This window comes from Marinobacter salsuginis (assembly GCF_009617755.1).
In the GTDB taxonomy this organism is placed as follows: Bacteria; Pseudomonadota; Gammaproteobacteria; order Pseudomonadales; family Oleiphilaceae; genus Marinobacter; species Marinobacter salsuginis.
In genome coordinates, this window is sequence record NZ_BGZH01000004.1 from 107,948 (window position 1) to 133,674 (window position 25,727).

Sequence of the window (25,727 nt, forward strand, 5' to 3'; positions counted from 1 at the left end):
ATCTATCCTGAGCTTTCCGGTGCCATGCGTGCAAGTTCCTTGCGCAAACGGCGTCTGACTTTCAGTTTGCGCAGCAGATTCAGCGGCTTGCGTTTCAGTTCGCCTCGCTTGTTGATCAGGAAATCCTCAACCGCATCCAGTACCCGGCCGCTGGAGCGACCATCCCTGAAGCTGTGCAACTGGTCGCAAAGGGCTCGTGTTTCTTGCATCAGGGTGTCGGGATACTGCACTGCCTCTTCCAGGGCTGACTCAACATCCTCAACTTCGTGGACGTCGATCAGATAAGGGCCCGGCATTTTCGTCCGGAAGGTAACCACCGGGCGATCCAGGAACATGAATTCGAACATGATGGACGAGGTATCGCACAGCATCACATCTGCCTGCGGAAGCAGGGGTAACAGATCCTCATCGCTTTCGACAAAACGGAGGTTATCGCCGCTCAGCCTGCGATACTGATCCACTACCGCAGGATCCATCTTTGGGTGCAGGGTAACAATGAATTTCCAGCGACCATTCCTGGAAAGCTCACCAATTTTCTCCACCAGATCCGGAGCGGACGTAACGGAGCGGCTGAACGTGGAGGCGTAAAATACGACAGGCAGCTCATTTTCCGAGCGCTTTCTCTTCCCCTCACCAGGCTGCGATAGCAGAGGATCCAGCTTTGGCCAGCCAGTGTGGGCAACCCCGAAATGCTGGTATTGGGCCGCCAGCTCACGGAACTTTTCCGTATCTTTCATGGCATGGGTGCAGTAGAGATCAAACCATCCGCGAATGCGATAATGATCACTTTCGTCCTCGCTGCTATGGCCGCGCTTGTTGCGAGCCATGCCATGGAATACCTCGACCTTGATCCCCGGGAAGAAATAGGGCACCCAGTCCCCGGGGACAAAGGTAGCATCGGCGTTGTATTCCATAACCTCTTTTACGCTGCCAAGACGACGCTCATCGGATCGAAGCGGCGCCGTTGAGCAACCCGCGACAAACCAGGCCGCTTCGTCACCCCGGCGCAGTATCTCTTCCTGCAGCGGTCGCAGAATCGAATAGGAATAGGGTTGATTGACAAAAAACAGATACCGCCGCATTCAAGCCCTGCCCGTGAGTGTTTTGTATAGCTCACCCGTCTCGCTGACGGTCTGTGAGGTGTGAAAATCCCGGGCGATCCTTTGCCGCGCTGCCTGCCCAAGCTTGGCCGACAGCTCTCTGTCGCGGTAAAGCCGCTCGATAGCTTCCGACAGCTCGGTGGCATTTTTCGGTGGAACCACAATACCGCTGACACCGTCTTCCACCAGTTCCGGCATGCCGCCGACACTGGTCACCACCGGCGTCACACCATAGACCATGGCCTCAATAACGGCCCGGGGCAGCCCTTCTCTTTCTTTGGAGGGAAGCACAAAGACGTCACTGGCGGCGGCGATGGCCGGGGCATCGGTGCGGTAGCCTGTAAAGTGGATCCGCTCGGGGTGAGAGGTAGCAGCGGCCTGCGCCTGAATCTCTTCGTTATCAATGACGTCTCCGACCAGCAGCAAATGTACGTTCACATCCGCAGGCAGCTTGTCGACTGCTTCTATCAGGTCATCGAAGCCTTTTCGTGGGGTATTCCGTCCGGTGCAGCACACCACGAAGGCACCTTCGGGAACACCAAACTGGGTGAGATCGGCCTTGGGCGACTGATACCAGTCCAGATCGTGCCCCTTGTAGATTCTTTGAAGCTTGCGCTCAGGGATGTGCATCCACAAAAGCCGGAGGCTCGCCAGATAATCCTTGATGGCATCGGCGACACAGACAATCTTGCTGACGCGTGGGTGCAAGAAGGTAATCCAGGACTCCGGATTGAGAAAGCTGATATTACCGATCACACCGCGATAGGCGACGATCTTGATATCGGTGCCCCGGGAAGCCCGTAATCCGCAGGCCAGGGCCCGGGGATTATAGGCATGAATGACCTCGTAATTTTTCTTGGCCAGTTGTTGGCGGATGGCCTCGGTGCCTTCTTTGTCGAAGCGACTCTTCAGGGCCATGGGACTGGCAACCATGCCCTCGTCGACAAGACGCTGATAATTCCTGCCCTTGGGGTTACACATGACGTCGAGGTCAAATCCGGCTTTTCTGAGTCCGATAAAAAGTTCAGTTTCCGGACGATCGCAGGCATCCGTAAGGCAAAGTATTGACGGAAGCGATCCGCCCTGTCGTGGATTGGTCAAGCGGCCATTCCCCTGTTATATCCGTTCATGAAATAACTCCAGACCTTTGCCCGGGTGTGTTCTCCGGCCACTTTCACCAGCGACCGCGAGAAGCGATCAAGATTCGCCTCTTTCCAGCGGGCTGGCGCACTGTCTGCAGTAAGTCGGCTCTTGTCGAAATCAATCAGAAAGTATTCGTCGCCCCGAACCAGTACATTGAAGCAGTTAAGGTCAGCATGCATGACACCCGCGTCGTGAAATCGACGAATCGTTTCTCCGATGGACTCCCAGGCATCACCGTCCAGTTCGGCAATAAGATCAGCTAATGGTGAAGTGTTCTCCAGTCGCTCAATGATGATGGCGGCCCGGTATTGAATCGGTGACAGTTTCCGATACCAGGCTGCCACCGGACGGGGTACGGGAAGCCCCTTGCTGAGCATTGCATTCAGCAGGCGGAATTCAGCAAAGGATCGCACATCGGCCTCACGAGTGAAGGCATAGGCATATCGGGCAAATTTCGCCACCAAACCACCCCTGCGATATTCGCGAAGCACCAGCTTGTCTTCTCCGGCCTGCAAGAACCAGGCGCCGCCGCGACCGCCGCTACTCACCGGCCTCGCCTGATCGCCCCAGGTGGCGGCATTGAACCAGTCCTGGGTAACCCTGCCCTCATAATCGGGATGAATCAGCATTGCCGAAGCCCTTTCCCGAATACAGATTTCAGACTCCACCATGCTGGGTCCCCGGCCACCGAAACAGAAAGAACACACCTTACGCGCTCACGCCAGGACGGACACGCGCGAGTGCGTTAGAATGGCGGCCAGTTTACCAATGATTGCCGACTAAGCTCCACAGCCCCAGGCCACAACCTGAACCGGATCAATATCTGATGAACTCCATCTGCATTCTTCGCCTGTCCGCCATCGGTGACGTAACCCACGTGATACCTGTTGTGCTGAGCCTTCAGGAGCAGCTTCCCGGGGTAAAGATCACCTGGGTTATCGGCAAGATCGAAGCCAAGCTGATTGGCGATCTGCCCGGCGTTGAGTTCATTGTTTTCGACAAGAAGGCCGGGCGCAAAGGGTACGCGGAGCTTCGCAGACAGATGCAGGGGCGCAAATTCGATGCACTGCTGCATATGCAGGTAGCATTCAGAGCCAACCTCGCTGCCGCGTGCATTCCCGCCCGCACCAGAATTGGTTATGACAAGGCCCGCAGCAAGGATCTTCACAGTCTGTTTATAAACCGCCGAATCAAACCGGCTCCGCAACAGCATGTTCGCGACTGCCTGGCCAGCTTCCTGGAGCCTTTGGGGCTAGACCCGGCACCACCGCGCTGGCAGATTCCCTTGAGTGAATCAGACCACCAGTTTGCCAGCGATCAACTGGCGCCTGATCGCAGAAACCTTGTGATCAGCCCCTGCGCCAGCCACACCCTTCGTAACTGGCCTGCCGAGCGTTACGCGCAGCTGGCCGATCACGCAGTTCAAAAGCACGGTATGAAGGTGATCCTGGTCGGAAGCCCTGCCCCGTTCGAGGCCGAGTATTGCGCTGCTATTGAAGCCGCGATGAAGGAGAAAGCCCACAACATCTGCGGCAAGGACACCCTCAAACAGCTCACAGCGCTGATGACTCACGCCGACCTGGTGGTGGCCCCCGATACCGGACCGGCACATATCGCCAGTGCAGTGGGTACCGATGTGCTTGGGTTGTTTGCCGCCAGCAATCCGTACCGGTCAGGCCCCTACAATTCTCTTGAGTGGTGTGTGAACCGGTATCCAGAAGCACTTGAAAAGTTCACTGGTAAAACGGTGGAACAGGCTCGATGGGGGGCCAAAGCAGAGTTCGAGGGGGCAATGGAACTGATTACGGTGGCGGATGCAACGGAGATGCTGGATCGGTGGGTTGAAGCACAGGTAACGCCCGATCCAGAAACGGGGCCCGAGTCTACCTGACGCGGGCCCCGTTTTTGAGCGCTAATCTGCCCCGGGCTTCACTTACGGGCGGTGTAGTCCTGGTAGGACTTCTCTTCCACGAAACGTGATCCCAGGGCCAGGTTGACCTCTTTCTTTATGGCAGCACGCTTGTCGTTGGTGACGTACACTGCGCGGGCCAGTTCAATAAATTTCGGGCCAAAATCCTGGGCGGCCTCCTGATCACGAATGTCGTCTTCAATCACCCACAGCTCTTCGTTCACCGCCTTCAGCTGCTTGCGAAGATCGGAAATTTCAGCAGCCTTGTCCTTTACCGCCTCGTCCCAGGTGGCGCTCAGTTCGTCCAGTTCGAGACGAACGTTCTTGACCTTCGCTTCATCCTTGATGCGCTCGGATTTGATTTCGAGGATGGTGATTTTGTCCAGCACCTCGCCGAAAGACACCGGTACCTTGATAACGTCTGCCATGTGCTCGTCCCGCCAGTAAACAGGGTGTGTTAAATAACAAAGCCGCCGGGCTGAAACAGTCAACGGCGGCTTGCGACTTTTTCTGGAATCAGCCTTTTACGTGAGTCAGCCAGCCACTGTGCTCAGCCAGCTTGCCCTTGACCGCATCAAAGTACATGCCCTGCAGCTTCTCGGTCACCGGGCCACGTTTGCCGGCGCCGATCACTCGGCCATCCAGCTCGCGGATCGGCAATACCTCGGCCGCGGTGCCCGTAAAGAAGGCTTCGTCTGCGATATAGACCTCATCACGGGTGATCCTGCGCTCCTTGACCGGAATGTTCAGCTCGCGGGCGAAGTCCAGGATGGTGGCGCGGGTGATACCTTCCAGGCAAGAGGTGAGTTCAGGCGTGTGCAGCACACCATCACGCATGATAAAGATGTTTTCCCCGGAGCCCTCGGCAACGTAGCCTTCGTTGTCCAGCAGCAGCGCTTCCTCGGCCCCGCCGGAAATGGCCTCATTCAGCGCCAGCATGGAATTGATGTAGTTGCCGTTGGCCTTGGCCTTACACATGGTGATATTCACATGGTGGCGCGTGTAAGACGATGTGCGCACCTTGATGCCCATTTCTTTTGCTTCCGGGGACATGTAGGAGGGCCAGCTCCAGGCTGCAACCATCACGTGCACTTTCAGGTTATCTGCTCGCAGTCCCATGCCTTCAGAGCCGAGAAACACCATCGGGCGAAGGTAAGCCTCGTCGAGGTTGTTTTCACGGACAGCGGCGCGTTGCGCCTCGTTGATCTCGTCCTTGCTGAACGGCATTTTCATGTTCAGGATGTGGGCAGACCGGAAAAGACGATCGGTGTGCTCCTTCAGGCGGAAAATGGCCGGGCCGTTCGCGGTATTGTAGGCCCGCACACCTTCAAAACAGCCAAGGCCGTAATGCAGGGTGTGAGTCAGGACGTGCGTCTTGGCTTCCCGCCAGGGAACCATTTCACCATCCAGCCAGATAACGCCATCGCGATCAGCCATCGACATTCTTCATTGCTCCTAAAAAGCGTTTTTTCGGGGAACCGGCATTCTAGCAGGAAAATCTGCCGGAATTGAATTTGCCTCAGGTATCAATCATCACTTTTTTCCACATGGCGCGGATGTAGTCACGCTCCTCGGTAAAGGCATCGCCTTCCACCTGGCTATTAAGATTCTGAAGCGCCCGTCGATGGATGGTCGAGCGAAGCGCGATGAAGGTTTCCCGAAGCTTCTCGGCATCTTCCACAGCCATCACACCCGCACGGCCGAGCTCTTCCATCTGGCGAATATTGTCGGACCACTGGGTCAGCTCCGGATGCTCCGCACACCAGGCCAGCATCAGGTACTGGACCATGAACTCGATATCGACGATACCACCAGTATCATGCTTGATATGGAATACCTCGGCCTGCCGGTTTTCGGGTGTGGCGAGGCTGGCGCGCATTTTTTCACGCATGTCGACCACCTCTTTGCGAAGCTTTTCACGGTCGCGGGATTGGCAAAGAATATCGTGGCGGATGGATTCAAAGGCTTCGAGAGTTTCACTGCATCCGGCAACGCCCCGGGCACGAGCCAACGCCTGGTGCTCCCAGGTCCAGGCATCTTCCCGCTGATATTTTTCAAACGCCTGTAATGTGCTTACCAGAAGCCCCGAGTTTCCAGATGGCCGCAAGCGCATATCAACCTCGTAGAGTTGGCCTGACGGCGTCTGAGCATTGAGAATGTGAACAATCCGTTGCCCCAACCGGGTGTAGAAGACCGCGTTATCGATGGGCTTTTCGCCATCGGTCGCCAGTTCCGGGTCGGCTTGATGCACAAATACCAGATCAAGATCGGAGGTGTAGCCAAGCTCGATACCGCCCAACTTGCCATAACCAATGATGGCGAAATCGGTCTCACAGGCAGAACCATCTTTCCTTCTTGGGTAGCCATGGCGGCTGACCAGATTGGCGAAGGCCACGTCCACGACGTGGTCCAGAACAACCTCTGCGATCCAGGTCAGATAATCACTAACCTTCATCAACGGCAACGTGCCTTTTAGCTCCGATGCCGCTACCCGCAGAATGTGGGCCTTCTTGAAATGCCGCAGCGACTCCATCTGCTCTTCCAGATCCTCAAACGGAATCCGCAACATCTGCTGGCGCAAATCATCCTGCAACTCTGCCTTTGCAGGTGGACTGTAAAGGCTCTCGGCGTTAAGGAGTTCATCCAGCAACAGCGGCGTTTCTGCCAGTTGCCGGGCGATCCAGGGGCTCTCACTGCACAACCGGACCAACTGGGTACAGGCGCCCGGGTTCTCAATCAGCAACACCATATAGGCGGTTCGACGGAGGATGGCCTCGACCAGCTGCAACACCCTCGACAGGGTTTCAGAGGGGTTATCGACCTGGGTAAGCGCCTCAAGCAGCATGGGCATAAACTGATTGAGCCGTCTTCGCCCTTGGGTCTGAAGGTTCTGTACGGTCCGGTTGTCACGTAGATCCGCCAGTTCCGCCAACGTATTCTCGGGGGCTTCATAGCCACAGGATTTCAGCCAGTCGGCGGCTACGCCCTCTTCCATTTCAGCGAGCCAGAGTTCGAACCAGCCTTCTTCAAGCGACTTCTCACCGTCATCCTCTTCATCCTCGGTGGCGATGATATTGGCAAAATGGGTGGCCACGCGTGCCCTGTGCTCGGTGAGACTTTGCTCACACGCCTGCCAGGTCTCGAACCCCATGATTGTGGCAACCCGTGCCCTGGACAGCTCATCCTCCGGCAGCAGCTGGGTCTGCTTGTCTTCCATACCCTGAAGCGCATGCTCCAGGTTCCTCAGGAACACATAGGCTTCGCGCAGCTCACGCACCACCGATGAAGGCAAGAGCTCCAATTCCTCGAGTTCCTTCAGGATGACCAGCAGTTCCCGCTGCTGAAGCTCCCGATCCCGCCCACCACGAATGAGCTGGAATGCCTGTACCACAAACTCAATTTCGCGGATACCGCCGCTACCAAGCTTGATGTTATTTTCGAGTCCCTTTCGGCGCACCTCCCGACCGATCATGGCTTTCATGCTACGGAGGGACTCGAAGGCGCTGAAATCGATGTACTTGCGATAGACAAAAGGACGCAGGCTCTCCATCAGAACCTGGCCGGCCCTCTGGTCGCCAGCCACCACACGGGCCTTGACCATGGCATAGCGCTCCCAGTCACGGCCCTGGTCCTGGTAATAGGTCTCCAGTGCCGCGAAACTCAGAGCCAGGGCACCGCTCTGGCCATAGGGCCGAAGCCGCATGTCTACACGGAAGACAAAGCCGTCCGCCGTTATCTGATCCAGTGCCTGGATCAGTCGCTGCCCCAACCGCACAAAAAACTGCTGATTATCCAGCGAGCGACGCCCGCCAACAGTCTCCCCCTTGCTTGGAAAGGCGAAAATGAGGTCGATGTCCGAGGAGACGTTCAACTCCCGACCACCCAGCTTGCCCATGCCAAGGACCACCATTTTCTGGTCTGCTTCCTTGCCGGTCACCGGATCAGCCCCGCGAGGTGTGCCATATTGCTCGCAAGCGTCGCTGTATAGCCAGCTGAGAGCGCCATCAATACAAATATCGGCGAAGGCACTGGTCGCTGCCATGGTTTCTGCCAGATCCGCCCAGCGCATCAGATCCCGCCAGATAATCCGGAACTGGGACTCCATGCGGAACTGCCTGAGGGCCGAATGCAGCTCCGATTCGCTATCGACCTCGGAGAGATAATCCTGCCAACGATCTTGCAGGTATTCAGGGGTGGTCGGCTCCGCCAGCGAACGGGAAACCACCAGGGCCTGAATCTGCCCGGCATGGCGCTCCAGGGTCTGGCGCAGGAACAGGCTGCGGGAAATTGCCGTAGCTACCACTGCGTCATCCATGCCTTCCGATGAGGTTAACCAGGCCGGAATTCCATCCGGAAACACCGATTTCCAGCACCCTGCGACATCATCCGCCAGCGGTTTCGGAAGGCTGTGCCACGGCTCGGACATAATGCAAACCCCTGTCTCTCTGTTATATTTCCGGTACTGTATAACGAACTTCCCCGCAACTGAACAGGCCGCCGACACGGATGCAACGAAACCGCCGCCCACTGAATCCGGAGCATCAGGAAACCCATCTGCCCATGGGTGGTCTGATTCGAAGCCGGATGAAGCGCCTGTTCGCAATACTGGGCGCGCTGCTTTCGGTACAGGTTCTGATCATCTGGGCAGCCGAAGACCTTTCATTATTCGAAGCTGCCTGGCTGACAATGACCACACTGGTCACCGTTGGCTATGGCGACTATGCGCCCCAGACCATGATCGGTCGGTTCAGCACCATTGTGCTGATGTTTATTACCTCAATTACCTTGCTGACACTGATCGTCAGCGACTATATCGAGTACCGGTTCTATCGACGGGAACGGATTCTCACAGGAAGGTGGATCTATAAAATGAATGACCACATCATTATTGTTAACACGCCCCAGCACGGGGGCGAGCAGTATTTCATGAGGTTTGCTTCCCAGATTCGGGAAATCCCGGGCTATGAAACCATTCCTATCATGATACTGACTCGCCAGTTTCCGATGGGACTGCCCACAGAACTTTCCGACATCGGAGTCGTGCACCATCACGGTGCAGGGTTCGACCCCGAGGCGCTAAAAGCAGTTCACGCCGGCAGTGCCAGACATATCATCGTGCTCGCGGCAGACGAAGCCGATCCCTATTCAGATAGCCTGACTTTCGACATCGCTCATCGATTGACAGAGCTGAATCTCGGCAGTCACACCATCGTCGAATGCGTCAACGACCAGAACCGGGGACGCTTCAAGGCGCTAGGTGTGAGGACCATCATCCGCCCTGTTCGAACTTATCCGGAAATCATGGTGCGTTCAGTGGTTGCCCCCGGCTCGGAAAAGGTTCTGGAGGACCTGTTCAACTACGAGCACGATCATCCCCATCGGTACGAGCTGAAGCTGGACGACCTGAACTGGGCGGACATAGTCAGCGCCCTGGTCCGTCATGGCATAGGGACTGCGCTCGCTTACATTGATGACGACAATGAAGTCATATGTCATCCGCCGACCAACGAGGAAATTGAAGGCAAGGGATTGATTGTGCTTGTTAAGTCCGCTGACACACCAGAGGTGTCAGTAGTGGAGGAAGCCCTGGAGCGATACCGGGTTTTCCTGAAGCAGTGGCGAGCCCACTCCGCCGCGCAGGAAACGGGCGAAGCAGAGCCAGAAAAAAACAAGTCTCCCGACTAGAAACCACCGGACTCCACAATCCGCCAGCTACTGCCCTGAACTGGCCAGCTGCAACTGGAGAACACCCGGCTCTGTAGCGTTTTCGGAAAGACTACGAACCGTCGATCCGCGAGCCAGCTCAGCGACCACATGCTCCCAAAGCTCCCCGCACCCCGCGGCAGCAGCTACATTTGCTACTTTCGAAAGATCCAATTGGTCTGCAGGGAAAGGCTCGTCAAGCAGCCAACAGCTGCCCAACGCCTGAAGGAACTCGGTTACGGTTAGCGGCTCAGTATTGCAAACAATCTCCGGGCGGTAGAGGCCCGCAAGAAAATACCCCAGCTCGGCCTTGCTGATAAGATTCAGAAAAACGGGAACTTCTCGGGCCAGCTCAAGTGCCCAAGCGACCAAGTGCCTGCCGTCACCGCTTTTCAGCTCAAACTCCACCTCGTGCAGTGGCCACCTGGCTTCATTGCCAGCCACACTGCCAGAATCGAGGGCGATCTCGATGACACTCTGCCCCTCTTCCAACCAGAGCACGTTACGCTGGAAGTTGGTTTCAAACACCACCCGCAGACTGCCGAGATCCAGATCGGTATTCAGCGGTGTGTCTTCCAGAAGCGACAAATCCAGATCCGGACCTGATACCGGCCACTCCCACTCTTCGCGCCGGTGGGCGCCATCGACAAATTCACCCCGGGTTTTCAGAGTCTGGATGTAGTCATCACCGGCTTTGCGGATTCTCAAAGCGGCTTTGGCGCGATTCAAGTCAGCTTTTGGCGTGTCGAAATAGCGATTGACCAGGGATTTGGTTTTTCCAGGTAGAACCTCGGGGCGGGCTGAGAGCCACTGCAAAGCCTGCGCCTGGGCAGCTTCAGATACACTGAGCTTGATTTCCAGTTCGGTTGCCATTTCCACGACCTTTTCTCATGTTCATAAACGCAAAAACCGGCGACCCAAGGGTCGCCGGTTTTCATACTACAGGATTAGCCGGTTGGCTGATCAGAAGTAGTAAACAGCACCAACTGAAGCGATGGACTGCTCGTCGCCAGAGGCGCCTTCCAGGCTGTACTCGTTAGCTGCGTCTGAACCAGACAGGTAGCCTTCGAAGTAAACGTACATGTGATCAGACACGTTGTGCAGAGCCTGCAGGATTACGGTGTCTTTCTTGTCGCCAGAAGCATCGTCGTCCAGCATCTGGTAAGACAGAGCGAACTGGTTCGCGCCCATGGTGTACACACCCATTACGCCAACGATGTCGTTTACGTCTTTGCGGGTCTGGTATTCACCAATCACGCTGAAGTCGCCAGCGCTGTAGGTCGCTGTCAGACCGTAGCTGTTTTCGTTGTTGTCGGCTGCAGCGCCGCCGTCGTTGGAGTCCATACCAACAGACACTTCAAGAGCGTCTACAGCGTAGGTCGCAACCAGCTGGTACGGGTAAGATTTGTCCGCGCCGCCCTTGGTGTCGCTATCGCCGTTAACCTGAACAGCTGCAGCAACAGTCAGACCGCCGAAAGACGGAGACATGTACTGGACCAGGTCACCTTCACCAGTGGAGTAGTTACCGAAAATGTCGGAACCCACTTCGTGGAAGTTACCAATCTTTACGATGGCACTTTCGTAGACAGAATCGTCAGAGCCGACCCAGATCTGACCGAAGCTATCACCCTTAACACCTACGTAGGCTTCGTCAAGAGCGTCGATACCGTTGCTGCTGGACTTGTCGTCAGCGTTGATGCCTTCAAGCTCCAGCTTGAAGAAGCCAGTGATGCCCGGAGCGATTTCGTGATCGTGCTTAACGCCCAGAGTGGAACCGTTGTCAGCGTGCTCAACCTCGGAGCCACCGCCGTCAACGTTGGTGTGCTTCAGCACGTACTGGATGTTGCCGTATACAGACGGCATGGAGTCCATCTTGGCCGCCAGTTCGGAAGCTGACATTTCAGCCTGTGCGAAAACACTGCCAGAGAAGGTAGCGGCTGCAATAGCAGATGCGATGAGCGTTTTTTTCATGTTGCGTCTTCCTTTTTGAGTTAACTCAGGTTTTAGCGACGGGTTCTTATCCCGATTTTGTAAGGCTTCACCAGTCAGGCTGGATGAGGCCGATTCTGCATTACCCTTGTGTCAGTTTGATGACACACAAGTAACTTTTCTTCTTCTTCGGATAAATCTGAAAGATTCCAGATCTATACAGCTCAACCACTTACAGGATCTTCTTAAAGTCCTGAATGATGAAACTGTTTTAATACAATCATTCTCATTTTGCAAATTAACTGCGCTGCATTTTTAGCTCTTTTGGCACCAGAAACGCAATTATTTATGCGATTTGGCGCTCAGGAGCTCCGTTGCAGTTATATTTCAAATCCGAGGCCAGATTACCATTAACTCTTTATTAACAGCAGCTTGCCCCCTTAAAACTGCGCACACACAAAGTCTCTGATGGTAATTTCGCACCATTGCAGGCCAGCATGGCGGCCTGCGCACAATACTAGTGCAACGACCTATTCACACCTTTGTCTATTCTCAAGCATGAAGGTGACAGGCCCATCATTCGTTAACCCAACCTTCATATCCGCGCCAAACCTTCCTTCCCCTACTCTATCCGGCCCCAGGCGTGAAATTGCGTCTGCCACAAACGATTCATAAAGCTTGTTGGCGTCATCCGGCCCCGCAGCCAGGGAAAAACCGGGCCTGGTTCCGGAAGACGTATCGGCCGCCAAAGTGAACTGTGGAACAACAAGGAGGGAACCACCGACATCCAGCAGGCTGCGATTCATCCGCCCTGCGTCATCGGGAAACACACGGTAAGTGAGGATTTTTCGGCAAAGTTCCCTTGCCTCGCGCTCGCTATCTCCTTTCTCGACGCCCAGCAACAGCAAAAGGCCTTTGTCGATCGAGGCTATCTGCTCACCGCCCACGGTAACACTGGCTTGCGAAACTCGCTGGATCAATCCTTTCATCAACTGCCTTGAGGACGATTGAACAGGCAAAAATTAAGATCGGGCAAGAGTGTATCCATGCCAATTACCGGCCGCAACCCTCAAAACGCAATTCAGCCAGCACTTTTTTCAGTTTTCGCGACAACGGACTCAACACCGCGAATGAGTGCATCGACAATAGCTGGCTCCGATGCAGAGTGGCCCGCATCCCGAATGATCTGGAATTCTGCCTCGGGCCAGGCCTTACTGAGCGCCTGGGCATTATCCAGAGGACAAACCATATCGTAGCGTCCGTGTACGATAATCCCGGGAATGTCCGCCAGACGGTGCGCATTGCGAAGGATCTGGTCGGGCTCAAGAAAGGCGGCGTTCATGAAATAGTGGCATTCGATACGGGCCAGCGCGATGGCTACATGGGGATGGCCGAAATGCTCAACTACCCTGGGGTTCGGATGCAGAGTTGCACACCTACCCTCCCAGATTGACCATGCCTTGGCCGCCTGGATCTGCTCCAGCTCGTTGGTACTGGTCAATTTTCGGTAATAGGCTGCCACCATGTTATCGCGCTCGACTTCCGGAATTTGCGCCTCGAAGTCAGACCAGTAGTCCGGAAACACACGGCTGGCCCCTTCCTGGTAGAACCACTGAATATCGCGGGGACGACAGAGAAATATGCCACGCAGAACCAGCCCGGACACTCGTTCTGGATGTGACTGGGCGTAAACAAGGCTCAGGGTCGACCCCCAACTGCCGCCAAACAGAAGCCACTTATCGATACCGAGGAACGAGCGTACCGCCTCCATATCCTCAACCAGCTTGTCGGTGCTGTTACCCTCGAGTTCGGCAAGCGGCGTGGAACGGCCGGCACCGCGCTGATCCATAAGAATAATCCGGAACCGCTCGGCATCGAAAAACCGCCGGTGATAGTCCTCGCACCCACCCCCCGGGCCACCATGAACAACGAGAACCGGCATCCCGTCGGGGTTTCCACTTTCTTCAACGTAGAGTTCATGAGGTGGATCAACGGCAATACGGTGCTGGGCGTTGGGCTTGATTTCCGGGTACAGGCTGAGCATGAAGCGCTCCGTTTAAAGGATTTACCCGGAGTTTAGCTTAAGCGAAAAGAAAGAGGCATTCCGTAGAGGGGAGTACAAAAGGAAATGGGGTCAGATGAAGACTTTCATCTGACCCCATAAAGACATTACTTCTTGCTGGCGCGCTTACGCTCGTTCTCGGTCAGAAGCTTCTTGCGCAGCCGGATGGACTTCGGCGTCACTTCCACCAGCTCATCGTCGTCAATAAACTCCAACGCCTGCTCAAGCGTGAACTTGATGGGGGGCACCAGACCGATGACTTCATCCTTGCCGGAGGCACGCATGTTGTCGAGCTTTTTGGCTTTGGTGGGGTTCACCACCAGGTCATTGTCCCGGCTATGAATACCACACAGTTGCCCTTCATAGATCTCCTGCCCCGGATCCAGGAACAGCTTGCCGCGGCTCTGCAGGGTTTCCAGGGAGTAGGTCAGCGCGGTACCCGTAGCCATCGACACAATGACGCCGTTCTGGCGGCTGGTAACGTCCCCAACCTTGATCGGGCCATAGTGGCTGAACGTGGACGTAAGGATGCCGGTACCTGAGGTCATGGTCAGGAAGGTATTCCGGAAACCAATCAGGCCGCGAGCGGGAATGGTGTAATCCAGACGCATGCGGCCCTTGCCATCCGGCACCATGTTGGTCAGGTCGCCCTTGCGCAGCCCCATTTGCTCCATGACGGCACCCTGGTGCTGCTCTTCGATATCCACGATGACGTTCTCGTACGGCTCCTGCTTTTCGCCATCCACTTCCTTGATAACCACTTCGGGGCGGCCAACGGCCAACTCAAAGTTTTCGCGTCGCATGTTCTCGATCAGAACTGAGAGGTGCAATTCGCCACGACCGGACACCTTGAACTTGTCGGCAGAGTCGCCTTCCTCAACACGCAGCGCAACGTTATGCAGCAGTTCTTTTTCCAGACGCTCCTTGATGTTCCGGCTGGTAACGTACTTGCCTTCCTTGCCGGCAAACGGCGAATCGTTGACCTGGAAGGTCATGGATACGGTCGGCTCATCCACCGTCAGTGCTGGCAGCGCTTCAACGTTGGCCTGGTCACAAAGGGTGTCGGAGATGAACAGCTCATCCATACCGCTGACACAGACGATGTCGCCAGCCTGGGCTTCGTCGACTTCAACGCGTTGGAGGCCGGAATGCCCCATGATCTTCAGGATACGACCATTACGCTTCTTGCCGTTGGCGCCAATAGCGGTTACCGGCGAATTGGTTTTGATCTTGCCGCGCATGATACGGCCGATGCCGATCACGCCGAGGAAGCTGTTGTAATCCAGCTGGGAAATCTGCATCTGGAACGGGCCGTCCGGGTCGACATTGGGTGCCGGGACATGGTCAACAATCGCCTGGAACACGGCATCCATGTTGTCATCCAGCTTTTCGTGATCCAGCCCGGCAATGCCGTTCAGGGCGCTGGCGTACACAATCGGGAAGTCCAACTGCTCATCGGTCGCGCCCAGGTTGTCAAAAAGGTCGAATACCTGATCCACAACCCAATCCGGACGGGCGCCAGGACGATCGATCTTGTTAACCACAACGATCGGACGCAGCCCCGCGGCAAACGCCTTCTGGGTAACGAAGCGGGTCTGGGGCATGGGGCCGTCGATGGAATCAACAACCAGCAGCACGCAATCCACCATGCTCATGACCCGCTCAACTTCACCGCCGAAATCTGCGTGGCCCGGTGTGTCGACAATATTGATGTCGTAGCCATTCCATTTCAGAGCGGTGTTTTTCGCCAGGATGGTAATGCCCCGCTCTTTTTCCTGATCATTGGAATCCATGACCCGCTCGCTATCGAGCTCTTTGCGCTCCAAAGTGCCTGACTGGCGCAAAAGCTGGTCTACGAGCGTGGTTTTACCATGGTCAACGTGGGCGATAATGGCGATATTACGAAGTTTCTCAATCACAAAAATATTCCTGCGGCATGCACTCAATGACCTGAGAAGGTCGTTCGCAGGGGGAATCCCAGCACATGCCGTCTCAAATCCGTAAAATGAACTCATTCACCGGAGCTGGCTGCCCGGCACCCTGCACGGTGCTTTCCGATCATGGACCTGAAAATGACAGGGTAAAAAATGAAGCGGCGCGCAGTATAGCGAAAAGTCTGTGTCGTTAATATGAAGAAAAACGCCTATTCTTCATACAGCGGGCGCGCACCTCATTGGGGCGACCACCTCATAAATGCACCAACAAGGTGCACCATTTGGGTGCAGGTTTTCGGTGGAGGGCGCATCATTTCCTTCTAATATGCCCCAAACCCTTGCAGTTGCGCCGTTCTGGAGCATGCCCTAAAAATTGGCAAGCGCCTTGCTTTATCGAAATCAGCCGAAATTTACAGGTAAGACGCAACGGCATTTGCTAAGCTGCGCAAACCTGAGAAACAGATCGGAACCCGATAACCCGGGCGATCCGGCGCCACGAACATGAATACAGCCGCCTGTGCGGTATAACTTACGGAGCATGCACAATGTCCAAGACAGTTGATTTGATCAAAGAACACGAAGTCAAATGGGTTGACCTGCGCTTCACTGACAGCCGCGGTAAAGAGCAGCACGTTACACTGCCTGCCACCGAAGTAGATGAAGACTTTTTCGCAGACGGCAAGATGTTTGACGGCTCCTCCATCGCGGGCTGGAAAGGCATCAACGAATCCGACATGATCCTGATGCCGGACGACGAGACTTCCGTACTCGATCCGTTCACCGAAGAGACCACCGTAAACATCACCTGCAACATCGTAGAGCCTTCTACTATGCAGGGTTACGAGCGTGACCCACGCTCCGTTGCCCGTCGCGCAGAGGAATACCTCAAGTCTACCGGCATCGCAGACGGCGCCCTGTTCGGCCCCGAGCCCGAGTTCTTCGTGTTTGACTCCGTAAAATGGAACGTCGACATGCAGGGTGCGATGTACCACATCCACTCTGAAGAAGCCGCCTGGGTTTCCGGCGAAGATTTCGATCGCAACAACATCGGTCACCGCCCGGGCGTAAAAGGCGGTTACTTCCCGGTTCCGCCGGTTGACAGCCTCCACGACCTGCGTGGCGCCATGTGTGCGGCCATGGAGTCCATGGGACTGGAAATCGAAGTGCACCACCACGAAGTGGGCACCGCTGGCCAGTGTGAAATCGGCGTTGGCGCCAACACTCTGACCCGCAAAGCAGACGAAGTTCAGATCCTGAAGTACTGCGTGCACAACGTGGCCCACGCCTACGGCAAGACCGCCACTTTTATGCCCAAGCCGGTTGTCGGCGATAACGGTTCCGGCATGCACGTTCACATGTCCCTGAGCAAAGACGGCAAGAACCTGTTTGCCGGTGACAGCTACGCTGGCCTGAGCGAAACCGCTCTGTACTACATCGGTGGTGTGATCAAGCACGCCAAGGCCATCAACGCCTTCACCAACAGCTCCACCAACTCGTACAAGCGTCTGGTTCCGGGCTTTGAAGCTCCGGTTATGCTGGCCTACTCTGCCCGTAACCGTTCAGCCTCTATCCGTATCCCGTATGTGAACAGCCCGAAAGCGCGTCGTATCGAAGTTCGCTTCCCTGATCCGTCTGCCAACCCGTACCTGGCGTTTGCGGCGCTGATGATGGCTGGCCTCGACGGTATCCAGAACAAGATCCACCCTGGCGATGCCATGGACAAGGATCTGTACGACCTGCCGAAAGAAGAAGCCCTGAGCATTCCGACCGTGGCCGAGACTCTGTCCGAAGCCCTGGACTGCCTGGAAGCAGATCACGAGTTCCTGACTCGTGGTGGCGTATTCACCGAAGACATGATCGCAGGCTACGTTGATCTGAAGCGCGGTGAAGTCGAGAAACTGAACATGACCACTCACCCGATCGAGTTCGACCTGTACTACTCCTGCTAACACCTCGCTTTAGAGGAAAGCAGACAAGCCCCGCCTTCGTGCGGGGCTTTTTTGTGAGCAGCCGCACAGTGCCTGGAGCCCTTAACGATATGTAACCAACATCAGGCTCTGCAGGCGTTGAAAAGACTCCGGGCGCCGCCGATAATCGAGGAAACCCAATAACAGGTGAGCTTATGAATCCAAAGTCTGGATTGGTTGCCGGCCTTTTCTTTTTGCTGGCGGTTCCCGTCTCTGCCGAGGTTTACCGAAATGTCGATGCCTACGGCAACGTCACCTACTCTGACGAGCCGAGCGAGGGCTCTGAAGCGGTCCAGGTCAAGCCAGTCACGACCATCACATTGCCCAAGCCAGAAGTTGTTCAGGAAACCGAAAAGCTGCGCGAAGAGGTGCAGCGGGAAGGCGCAGCTTACGACAGCGTCTCGTTCGCCTATCCGGACAACAATCAGGCGTTCCATAGTGGCAGCGGCGACGTACAGTTCGAGGTCCGTAGCACACCCGGGCTCCAGCCTGGTCACAAATACGAAGTCACGCTGGACGGGCAGCCAGTCGGCCAGAGTACTTCTGGCTCGATCACCGTCAACAACGTCTTCCGTGGAACCCATGAAGCCCGCGTCCACATCGTGGATGAAAACGGAGTTCAGGTGAAAACCGGCTCACCGATCACCTTCACCGTTCACCGCCCTTCCGCATTGAACTAACCAAACCTGCCTAACAATTCGCACTATTTTGGTGCGGACGCACCAGAAAACAGCCATACTCTGATCAGCAACGGGGCGCATTTTCCGGACTGGTCAGAGGGATTTCTCCCATTTGCACCAGCTTACGGCACTTTTCAGCGCCAATAAGCCCCTCTGCCCGCACTTTGCCCACTCATTCGTGAACCGGGTTCAAAGTGGTTCGCTTTTTGCAAAACTCCGGAGGTCACACTATGTCGAACCAACGGGATTCACGCATGGCACTGCCTTCGGCCCATCAAACCGGATACAAGAGCATTCTCGACAGCCTCACTACCGCTGTCCTGGTGCTCGAGGACAATCTCAGCATCCGGTATCTCAACCCCGCCGCCGAAAGCCTGTTCGAAACCAGCATGACCCGCAGTCAGGGCCAACCCTTCCAGGACATTCTGGTGGAATCCGAAGACGCCCTGAAAACGCTTTTTGCCGCTGTACGGAACGGACAATCCTATACTCGCCGCGAGGCCGAATTTCTCCTCACCAGCGGTTCCCGGCTTACGGTCGATTATTCCGTCACCCCCATCAGCCTGGAACCGACGGAACTCCTGATCGAGATCCAGCCGAGAGACAGGCTGATGCGGATCAGTCGTGAGGAAGACATCATCTCCCAGCAGGAGACCACCCGAATTCTGGTCCGGGGCATGGCCCACGAGATCAAGAACCCGCTTGGCGGCATCCGTGGTGCGGCTCAGCTTCTTGATCGGGAACTCAACAGTGAGGATCAACGGGAATACACCCGGGTCATCATCGACGAGGCGGATCGGCTCCGGAGCCTTGTGGACCGGATGCTGGGCCCGAACAAGGCATTGAAGCTGGCGCCGACCAATATTCATGAAATCCTCGAACGGGTAGGCACCTTGCTTGAGGCCGAAAGCAAGGGACGACTGAATTTCGAACGGGATTACGACCCCAGCATTCCCGAGTTCAAGGGTGACAAGGAACAACTGATTCAGGCGTTCCTGAACATCGCACGGAACGCCATGGAAGCAGCCTTCGAAAACCAAGCGAGCCACAGTTCCGATGAGCCGCCGACCATTACGTTCCGTACCCGCACCCTGCGCCAGTTCACCATTGGCAACCGACGCCACAGGCTCGTGTGCCGGGTCGACGTGATCGACAACGGCCCCGGCATTCCGCCGGAGCTGGTGCAGAACATTTTCTATCCGATGATCAGTGGCCGTGCCAGTGGCACCGGCCTGGGCCTTTCCATTACCCAGAGCATCATCGGCCAACACCGTGGACTGGTCGAATGCGAAAGCGAACCAGGCCGAACCGACTTCATCATCTTCCTGCCTCTGGAGGACACCCCATGAGCCAACCGGCGAACGTCTGGATCATAGACGACGACCGCAGTATTCGCTGGGTGCTGGAGCGCGCCCTTAACCAGGCCGGTATGCAGCCCCGAGTTTTTGACAGTGGTGAAAGCATCATGATGCGGCTGGAACACGAACAGCCGGACGCCATCGTGAGCGATATCCGGATGCCCGGCGTCGACGGCATCACCCTGTTGTCCCAGATTGTGGACGTTCACCCGGACGTGCCTGTCATCATCATGACCGCGCACTCGGATCTGGAGAGCGCCGTAACCAGCTACCAGACCGGTGCCTTCGAATACCTTCCCAAGCCGTTCGATGTGGATGACGCGGTCGCGCTGGTCAAGCGCGCCGTGGCCCACAGCCATGAGAAGCGTGCCAGTGGTGAACCCCAGGCCGAAATGTCCCAGCGCAACGCCGAAATCATCGGTGAAGCGCCGGCCATGCAGGAAGTCTTCCGGGCTATTGGCCGGCTTTCGCACTCCAACATCACGGTTCTCATCAACGGCGAAAGCGGCACGGGTAAGGAACTGGTGGCCCAGGCGCTGCACAACCACAGCCCCCGGGCGAACCATCCCTTCATTGCCCTGAACATGGCTGCAATTCCCAAAGACCTGATTGAATCCGAACTCTTCGGCCACGAAAAGGGTGCCTTCACCGGCGCTGGCGCCGCTCGCCAGGGCCGGTTCGAACAGGCCAACGGTGGCACCCTGTTCCTGGACGAAATCGGGGATATGCCCGCTGACACTCAGACCCGCCTCCTGCGGGTTCTGGCCGATGGCGAATTCTACCGGGTAGGCGGCACAACCCCGATCAAGGTGGATGTGCGCATCATCGCGGCAACCCACCAGGACCTGGAGAAACTGGTGCAGGCAGGCACCTTCCGAGAAGACCTGTTCCACCGCCTGAACGTCATTCGCGTGCACTTGCCCAAGCTCGCCGAGCGCCGGGAAGACATCCCCCGCCTGATGCAGCACTTCCTGAAACGGGCGGCCAAAGAGCTGGCCGTCGAGCCCAAGATCCTGCGCGAAGAGGCCGAAGAATACCTGACCACCCTGCCCTGGCCCGGCAACGTCCGCCAGCTGGAGAACACCTGCCGATGGCTGACAGTGATGGCCAGCGGCCGCGAGATCCACATTGATGACTTGCCACCCGAGTTATTACACCAGGCCGAGACACCAACCACCGGAGCAACCTGGCAGGAAGGCCTGAAAAACTGGGCCGAACAGGAACTGAAGCGTGGCAAGAAGGGAATTCTCGATACAGCCGTGCCCGAGTTCGAGAAAATCATGATTGAAACAGCCCTGAAGCACACCGGTGGCCGTCGACGGGATGCCTCCATCCTGCTGGGATGGGGCCGGAACACGCTCACCCGGAAAATCAACGAGCTGGGGATGGATCATCCGGAACACGAGGAAGACTGACGATTGACGAACCGCCGGGGTTCGTTGATGTTTTGGGGCAGGACTCGCGTCCTGCCCTTTTTTATCGTTCCTGCCAGTAGATCACGCGGTCGTGGCCGCGATAGACGCCGAACGTTGCCAGCCCAAGCGGATCCTCAAGAACGCCATCATCATTCCAGTCAAACTCGAGCCAGGCGTCGACATTCCAGACCAAAGAATCGGTCCCACGGGTTCCGTTGGGCACGAGTTCCAGCGGCGTGGCCTCGCCCATGGAGAAGTTGCCGCTTGAAGGCGCACTGGTACTGAGCGAATGGTGATTTGCCGAATTGGTCAAATCAGCTGTATTCCAGATTGTGCAGCTATCATCTGTGTGGGTCATGAAACGTGACCCATCCCAGTACTCAAGCCTGAACGGCATTGCGAGCGACCCGATATTTTCCGGGCCATAAACGTTCTCCAGAGTGAATCGGCCAAACCGGACATCAAAAGCGGCCGCGGGTGTAAACAGGTATGGCGCAGCGGCGGCCGCCACACCATCAGAGTCAGTCAGGCTGGTCACCGAAAACTCAAGCTGTGGCACAAACGGCGCTATCCGGGAATCGGAGGTCTTGTTATAAACGAAGCGGTCCGAAGCCGAGAAATCATAAAGCATCACCCCTGAACCCAGCGAAGACACCGGAGCCGTGAGGTTGCCGCCGACCTCGGTTGGCGAAAGCGCCATAAACGCGCCAGCCGTGTCTACAGCGGCAGTATCGGACGTTGGATACGAGCGATTGACATCGGAGGCGACGAGCCTTTGGAATCCAGTGAATGTGTAATTCCGTGTTCGGGTTCCCTGCACCGACAAAGGCTCTATGGTCAGAGAGGGTGTAACCAGCCATTCGAACGCCTGTCCGGTGTAAACAAAAGCTGAACCCGTCGTACACTGGGCCTCAAACTCGCCGGGATCGACCGATACCTGAAAACGGTCCGGGTAAAAGCGTCCGATTGGAACACTTTGCCCACCGGGAACGTCTCGCCCGAGGTAGCTTCCTGGCACGGGCGAAGCTTCAAAGCGAAAAACACCGACCTCTGAGACCTCGGCTGCCACAATCTCTTCTGCCGATGAGGATCTGGTGTGGGAGTAGCTGACGGGTGATACTGAACCGGGTGCCCCACCAGCAGGTTGAACCAGGCTGGAAGACAAGGGTATATCCAGTAACCGGAAATTGGGCGTAATCGGATTGCCCTGACACAGATCACCATCGCCGTTCTGCTCCCAACCCACAGCGGTGATCGAAAGATCAAACGTCTGTCCCGCTTTCCGGAATGCAGGACAGGTCGCGTTTCCGGCCGGGCAATCACCCGCGGATGTCACACAAAAACCAGCCGGAATACTGACAAAACTGTCTGCGCCTGGCATTTGTAAACCGTCGTCGCCGGTTGCTGCCGAGCCGAGGTAGATAGCGTCGAGGTTTATCAGGCCTGCGTCAGGGTAAAGAACATCCACCTCTGCAATACCGCCCGTACCGAACTGAAGGCTGATCGGCGTGGCATTCGACTGGCCAGAGCCAACCGCCGTATTGTCAACGAACACCTGACGGCTCTCGGGGCGACCGGTCGGCCCCGGATCAACATAGGTCGACCAGAAACTTACCTCCCGCTGCACATTTTCAAAAGCCGGAACGCACGCGCCAGTCTGGTTATCTCGACGCACCGCGCTTATCTGGACTGAGGTCGCTGGTTGATGAGAAGTCAGGTCTGGTATATCGAAGGCCAGACCAGCATCAAGGAAGGTTAGCTCGCACGCGACGGCGGAAACGCTGCCGCTTCCATTGTCACAAAGGGTCTGAGTAAAGGCCTTCGTTGAAGGATTTGAGGATGCAATGGCCAAGCTCGCCGTTCCCGCAGTTGTGATCTGAAGCTGACGGGTAGCCTGGCCGCCAGTGAATGAAAAAGTGTCACCGCCAACCCATCCCGAAGGGCTCAGTGTTACATTCACCGGGTCCGTGAAAAGCACACTGCAATCTGAATTTTCGCAGGCTCTGACAGTCACAGTTTCCGGCTGACAGGTTAACGCTGTGCCATCATGTAAAAACTCGAAGTGATCAACCAACTGACCGACCGGATTCAGCTTTTCCGCGCACAGCTGCAGGTTATCGAGCTCATGTATATTGGTGGAGCCACCGGTTGAGCCAGTCAACGAAAGGTAAAAATTCTGAGGGGTCGCCGGTTGATTCGGAAAACTGCTCAGGTCCAATTGAACAAGCTGTTGAAAGCTATTGCCTGTTCCCGAAACATCCCGCTCGACGGAGACAATCGGACCGACACCGCCTCTCGAATCAACAATAATCCGATAGCGGTGGGGTGTCGGATTATTACCGGGCTGGTCGATCCCCGGGCTCAGCGAGCCGGTCCCTCCGAGGTATTGGTAGTTGCTCTGGGCGGCACCACGGATTGCCACTGCGTCCCGAACAAAGCCGATACCACCGACGCGCCCTTCCGTGGCGTTGGAAAAGTTGCCGAATTCGTCCAGACCAATCCCGAGCCAACCACCCGCGAATCCGGGATCGCCGTTGTTGCGCTGAGCGTATCCAAGCGACCCTCCGAAGCTCCCCGGCTGAGGGGTAACCGCGGCATCCGACAGCACAATCGTCAGACCATCAGCACCATTGCCGCCGTAAGCAAAATAGTCGAACTCCAGTCTCACATAGTTGTCCGCTCCGGGAATCAGATTCTGGAACGTTGCCGCTGTTGCCTGATTGCCTGAAGCTTCTGTCATACGCAGGCGACCGTTGACAATACCGGGTGTAAAGCTGCCGCTGGATACATTCGTGATCCAGTCATCCGGCGACAGGCTGGCAGTACCGAAGGTATCGCCAGCACACGTCAGTGGGGAGGCGCTGCCGTCAATAACGACATCATCAATGTGCCAGAAATCAAAGTTTCCACTATTGCCTGATTCCTGAACGAAACGTATCTGGAAATCACTGTGAAAAGCATCGGGCGGCAGTGTGAAGACGACGTCGCCGGATTCACCGTTGGTCCCGTTGCCGGGGTATCGATCAATCAGATCCCAGTTGCCGGCATCATCAAGGTACTCGACTCGAAGGTCTTCGCCGCCATCGGGATCCTCACTGAAGCTATCATCGCCCCGCCTCCACCAATAGGCGACGGTGCCCGTTGTCAGACCGGAAAGATCGAGAGGGTCAAGCGTGACCTCGACTAAACCGCTGGAGGTAAACAGGGAACGCACGGGGCTCTTGCTGGTTTGCGCACTGATCCCCGCATCACCGCCGGACGATGTCACGACAGACCAATCCGGTCCGAGAGAACTGCGCTCGAAATCATCACAAAACAGGGCCGTTAATGTGCTGCAGAAGCCGCCCGTCTCTTCATTACCGACAACAAAAAAGGCCCCCGGATCAGAGAGGTTGTTGTAGTGGGTTCTCAGCCAGCCGCCAGACCGGGCCCCTGTTGAGATCCGGATCTCATCAACGTCGCCATTCAGAATGGTTTCACCGTTGCCCTGAACGATGCCATACCCGGATCTGTAAGGCTGAGAGGTTACGTTGAGGGTTCTGCCGGAACAGTCGTTATCGGCTGCAACCTGTTGCCCGTTGATGTAAGCGCGGGTCGTGGTCCCGTCGAAACTGATGGCGTAATGAGCCCACCCGGTAGTGGCGCTACCGCCATCGAACCACGCCTCGGTGTTACCGCAGGTCACCCCCCACGTAACACCGTTGTTCTGCCTTACGGCAATGCGGAACAAGTAGTTGGCGCCCCAACCAATGACATTACCTTTCCAGAGAATCGGATGATGATCGTTTCCGGACTGATTGCCGGAAACCCTTGCCCAAGCTTCGGCCGTGAAGCTTGTCGATAAGCCGGGGTCGCCGAAATCGAAAAAACGTACCGCCGGGTCTTCAGATTGCCCATTGGCGAACTGCCCCGGGTGCGCTCTTGCGCCGGCGACGATCCCGTTATTGAGATACGTCGGGTAGTTGTTGCCCTGTCCCAGCAGATCGCCACCGTTCAGGTTGGCTGTCGAATCCTCCAAAGTGGTCTGCCGACCTCCTGACTCTTCCAGGTGGTGAACCATCTGAAAGTCATTATCCCAGGCACCAACTGGATTCGACTGGTTTGCCGCTGAGGGATTGCCGTAATACAGATACAGGTTGGTATTGGCGGATGCTGACAGGTTTGGTATCCGGATCCAGGCGACAAGCTCACCGGTAGAACCGTTATAGCGTTCCAGCTCATGGTCAAGTTGGGTCCCATCCTCAAGCGCAAAAACGATATCGTCTCCATCCGCTTGGGCGGAATTGGCCAGATCGGCATCTGTCGCCCTGAACATGACCGCAAAATCTGCCAGGTCACCCACCACCTGGCTGGCCTGGATCTGGATCGCCTTTCGGTAATTCCAGTCAGGATTGAACCAGGCGGCCTCAGAAACTGCGGTCCAGGCCATTAAAACCAGAAGAGCGAGAAAACCGGATATCGGACGGTTGGTTCGGATCCACTTCATCTGACACGCACCTCAATTATCCGCACAGCCCGATCGGGTCC

Annotated in this window: 18 protein-coding genes; 6 read left to right on the forward strand and 12 right to left on the reverse strand. The window is 56.2% G+C overall.

Features of this window, described 5'->3' with window-relative positions:
• Nucleotides 1-2: 2 nt before the first annotated feature.
• Genes GJU83_RS17065 through GJU83_RS17075 form a run of 3 tightly spaced genes read right to left on the reverse strand, consistent with a single transcriptional unit; the run spans nucleotide 3 to nucleotide 2,914 of the window.
• Entirely contained in the window at nucleotides 3-1,082 is a 1,080-nt protein-coding gene (locus GJU83_RS17065) for a CDP-glycerol glycerophosphotransferase family protein (protein WP_153634788.1), read from the reverse strand.
• Nucleotides 1,083-2,201, reverse strand: coding sequence for a glycosyltransferase family 4 protein (locus GJU83_RS17070; RefSeq protein ID WP_153634789.1), 1,119 nt, complete (start codon nucleotides 2,199-2,201; stop codon nucleotides 1,083-1,085). It abuts the gene before it with no gap.
• Nucleotides 2,198-2,914 carry a 3-deoxy-D-manno-octulosonic acid kinase gene (locus GJU83_RS17075; RefSeq protein ID WP_153634790.1) on the reverse strand — a complete coding sequence of 239 codons (717 nt, stop codon included), beginning with the start codon at nucleotides 2,912-2,914 and terminating at the stop codon, nucleotides 2,198-2,200. Before GJU83_RS17075 ends, GJU83_RS17070 begins: the two co-directional genes overlap by 4 nt.
• A 155-nt stretch (nucleotides 2,915-3,069) precedes the next feature.
• Between GJU83_RS17075 and GJU83_RS17080 the strand changes: the two genes are divergently transcribed.
• The gene (locus tag GJU83_RS17080) at nucleotides 3,070-4,134 is read left to right on the forward strand and encodes a glycosyltransferase family 9 protein (RefSeq protein WP_153634791.1); all 1,065 of its coding nucleotides are present in this window, start codon (nucleotides 3,070-3,072) and stop codon (nucleotides 4,132-4,134) included.
• Nucleotides 4,135-4,172: 38 nt separating this feature from the next.
• On the opposite strand, the gene GJU83_RS17085 is transcribed toward GJU83_RS17080, so the two are convergent.
• The 3 genes from GJU83_RS17085 to glnE all read right to left on the reverse strand — a co-directional run bounded on the left by GJU83_RS17085 (nucleotide 4,173) and on the right by glnE (nucleotide 8,578).
• Complete coding sequence (locus tag GJU83_RS17085) at nucleotides 4,173-4,580, reverse strand: DUF6165 family protein (protein WP_069185115.1); 408 nt, start codon at nucleotides 4,578-4,580, stop codon at nucleotides 4,173-4,175.
• An 88-nt stretch (nucleotides 4,581-4,668) separates the two neighbouring features.
• Complete coding sequence (locus GJU83_RS17090) at nucleotides 4,669-5,595, reverse strand: branched-chain amino acid transaminase (protein WP_069185114.1); 927 nt, start codon at nucleotides 5,593-5,595, stop codon at nucleotides 4,669-4,671.
• Nucleotides 5,596-5,671: 76 nt separating this feature from the next.
• Nucleotides 5,672-8,578 carry a bifunctional [glutamate--ammonia ligase]-adenylyl-L-tyrosine phosphorylase/[glutamate--ammonia-ligase] adenylyltransferase gene (gene glnE, locus GJU83_RS17095; protein ID WP_153634792.1) on the reverse strand — a complete coding sequence of 969 codons (2,907 nt, stop codon included), beginning with the start codon at nucleotides 8,576-8,578 and terminating at the stop codon, nucleotides 5,672-5,674.
• Between the two features lie 80 nt (nucleotides 8,579-8,658).
• Here glnE and GJU83_RS17100 point away from each other — a divergent pair, with 80 nt between their 5' ends.
• Nucleotides 8,659-9,837: an ion channel gene (locus tag GJU83_RS17100; RefSeq protein ID WP_153634793.1), complete on the forward strand. Its 1,179-nt coding sequence runs from the start codon at nucleotides 8,659-8,661 to the stop codon at nucleotides 9,835-9,837.
• Nucleotides 9,838-9,864: 27 nt separating this feature from the next.
• Here GJU83_RS17100 and GJU83_RS17105 read toward each other — a convergent pair whose 3' ends face one another.
• The 5 genes from GJU83_RS17105 to typA form a co-directional block, all read right to left on the reverse strand.
• Entirely contained in the window at nucleotides 9,865-10,728 is an 864-nt protein-coding gene (locus GJU83_RS17105) for a CYTH domain-containing protein (RefSeq protein WP_153634794.1), read from the reverse strand.
• 90 nt (nucleotides 10,729-10,818) lie between these two features.
• Entirely contained in the window at nucleotides 10,819-11,826 is a 1,008-nt protein-coding gene (locus tag GJU83_RS17110) for a porin (RefSeq protein ID WP_153634795.1), read from the reverse strand.
• A gap of 488 nt (nucleotides 11,827-12,314) precedes the next feature.
• A complete protein-coding gene (dtd, locus tag GJU83_RS17115; RefSeq protein ID WP_153634796.1) occupies nucleotides 12,315-12,773 on the reverse strand; it encodes a D-aminoacyl-tRNA deacylase in 459 nt (152 codons plus the stop codon).
• Between the two features lie 92 nt (nucleotides 12,774-12,865).
• The gene (gene pip, locus GJU83_RS17120) at nucleotides 12,866-13,828 is read right to left on the reverse strand and encodes a prolyl aminopeptidase (RefSeq protein ID WP_069185109.1); all 963 of its coding nucleotides are present in this window, start codon (nucleotides 13,826-13,828) and stop codon (nucleotides 12,866-12,868) included.
• A 125-nt stretch (nucleotides 13,829-13,953) separates the two neighbouring features.
• Nucleotides 13,954-15,765, reverse strand: coding sequence for a translational GTPase TypA (typA, locus tag GJU83_RS17125; RefSeq protein ID WP_069185108.1), 1,812 nt, complete (start codon nucleotides 15,763-15,765; stop codon nucleotides 13,954-13,956).
• A 560-nt stretch (nucleotides 15,766-16,325) separates the two neighbouring features.
• On the opposite strand from typA, the gene glnA reads away from it, so the two are divergent.
• The 4 genes from glnA (at nucleotide 16,326) to ntrC (ending at nucleotide 21,200) form a co-directional block, all read left to right on the forward strand.
• Nucleotides 16,326-17,729, forward strand: a complete 1,404-nt coding sequence (glnA, locus tag GJU83_RS17130) for a glutamate--ammonia ligase (protein WP_069185107.1) — start codon at nucleotides 16,326-16,328, stop codon at nucleotides 17,727-17,729.
• Nucleotides 17,730-17,902: 173 nt separating this feature from the next.
• A complete protein-coding gene (locus GJU83_RS17135; protein WP_136630003.1) occupies nucleotides 17,903-18,427 on the forward strand; it encodes a DUF4124 domain-containing protein in 525 nt (174 codons plus the stop codon).
• A 254-nt stretch (nucleotides 18,428-18,681) separates the two neighbouring features.
• Complete coding sequence (gene glnL, locus GJU83_RS17140; protein ID WP_069185105.1) at nucleotides 18,682-19,776, forward strand: nitrogen regulation protein NR(II); 1,095 nt, start codon at nucleotides 18,682-18,684, stop codon at nucleotides 19,774-19,776.
• Nucleotides 19,773-21,200: a nitrogen regulation protein NR(I) gene (ntrC, locus tag GJU83_RS17145; protein WP_153634797.1), complete on the forward strand. Its 1,428-nt coding sequence runs from the start codon at nucleotides 19,773-19,775 to the stop codon at nucleotides 21,198-21,200. Before glnL ends, ntrC begins: the two co-directional genes overlap by 4 nt.
• Nucleotides 21,201-21,261: 61 nt before the next feature.
• Here ntrC and GJU83_RS17150 read toward each other — a convergent pair whose 3' ends face one another.
• Nucleotides 21,262-25,686, reverse strand: a complete 4,425-nt coding sequence (locus GJU83_RS17150; RefSeq protein WP_153634798.1) for a DUF2341 domain-containing protein — start codon at nucleotides 25,684-25,686, stop codon at nucleotides 21,262-21,264.
• Nucleotides 25,687-25,727 lie beyond the last annotated feature (41 nt).

Bases quoted from the DNA above. Each gene is read 5' to 3' on its own strand.
- GJU83_RS17065 (WP_153634788.1), bottom strand. From the start codon at position 1,082: ATGCGGCGGTATCTGTTTTTTGTCAATCAACCCTATTCCTATTCGATT.
- GJU83_RS17075 (WP_153634790.1), bottom strand. From the start codon at position 2,914: ATGGTGGAGTCTGAAATCTGTATTCGGGAAAGGGCTTCGGCAATGCTG.
- GJU83_RS17080 (WP_153634791.1), top strand. From the start codon at position 3,070: ATGAACTCCATCTGCATTCTTCGCCTGTCCGCCATCGGTGACGTAACC.
- GJU83_RS17085 (WP_069185115.1), bottom strand. From the start codon at position 4,580: ATGGCAGACGTTATCAAGGTACCGGTGTCTTTCGGCGAGGTGCTGGAC.
- GJU83_RS17090 (WP_069185114.1), bottom strand. From the start codon at position 5,595: ATGTCGATGGCTGATCGCGATGGCGTTATCTGGCTGGATGGTGAAATG.
- glnE (WP_153634792.1), bottom strand. From the start codon at position 8,578: ATGTCCGAGCCGTGGCACAGCCTTCCGAAACCGCTGGCGGATGATGTC.
- GJU83_RS17100 (WP_153634793.1), top strand. From the start codon at position 8,659: ATGCAACGAAACCGCCGCCCACTGAATCCGGAGCATCAGGAAACCCAT.
- GJU83_RS17105 (WP_153634794.1), bottom strand. From the start codon at position 10,728: ATGGCAACCGAACTGGAAATCAAGCTCAGTGTATCTGAAGCTGCCCAG.
- GJU83_RS17110 (WP_153634795.1), bottom strand. From the start codon at position 11,826: ATGAAAAAAACGCTCATCGCATCTGCTATTGCAGCCGCTACCTTCTCT.
- dtd (WP_153634796.1), bottom strand. From the start codon at position 12,773: ATGAAAGGATTGATCCAGCGAGTTTCGCAAGCCAGTGTTACCGTGGGC.
- pip (WP_069185109.1), bottom strand. From the start codon at position 13,828: ATGCTCAGCCTGTACCCGGAAATCAAGCCCAACGCCCAGCACCGTATT.
- glnA (WP_069185107.1), top strand. From the start codon at position 16,326: ATGTCCAAGACAGTTGATTTGATCAAAGAACACGAAGTCAAATGGGTT.
- GJU83_RS17135 (WP_136630003.1), top strand. From the start codon at position 17,903: ATGAATCCAAAGTCTGGATTGGTTGCCGGCCTTTTCTTTTTGCTGGCG.
- glnL (WP_069185105.1), top strand. From the start codon at position 18,682: ATGGCACTGCCTTCGGCCCATCAAACCGGATACAAGAGCATTCTCGAC.
- ntrC (WP_153634797.1), top strand. From the start codon at position 19,773: ATGAGCCAACCGGCGAACGTCTGGATCATAGACGACGACCGCAGTATT.
- GJU83_RS17150 (WP_153634798.1), bottom strand. From the start codon at position 25,686: ATGAAGTGGATCCGAACCAACCGTCCGATATCCGGTTTTCTCGCTCTT.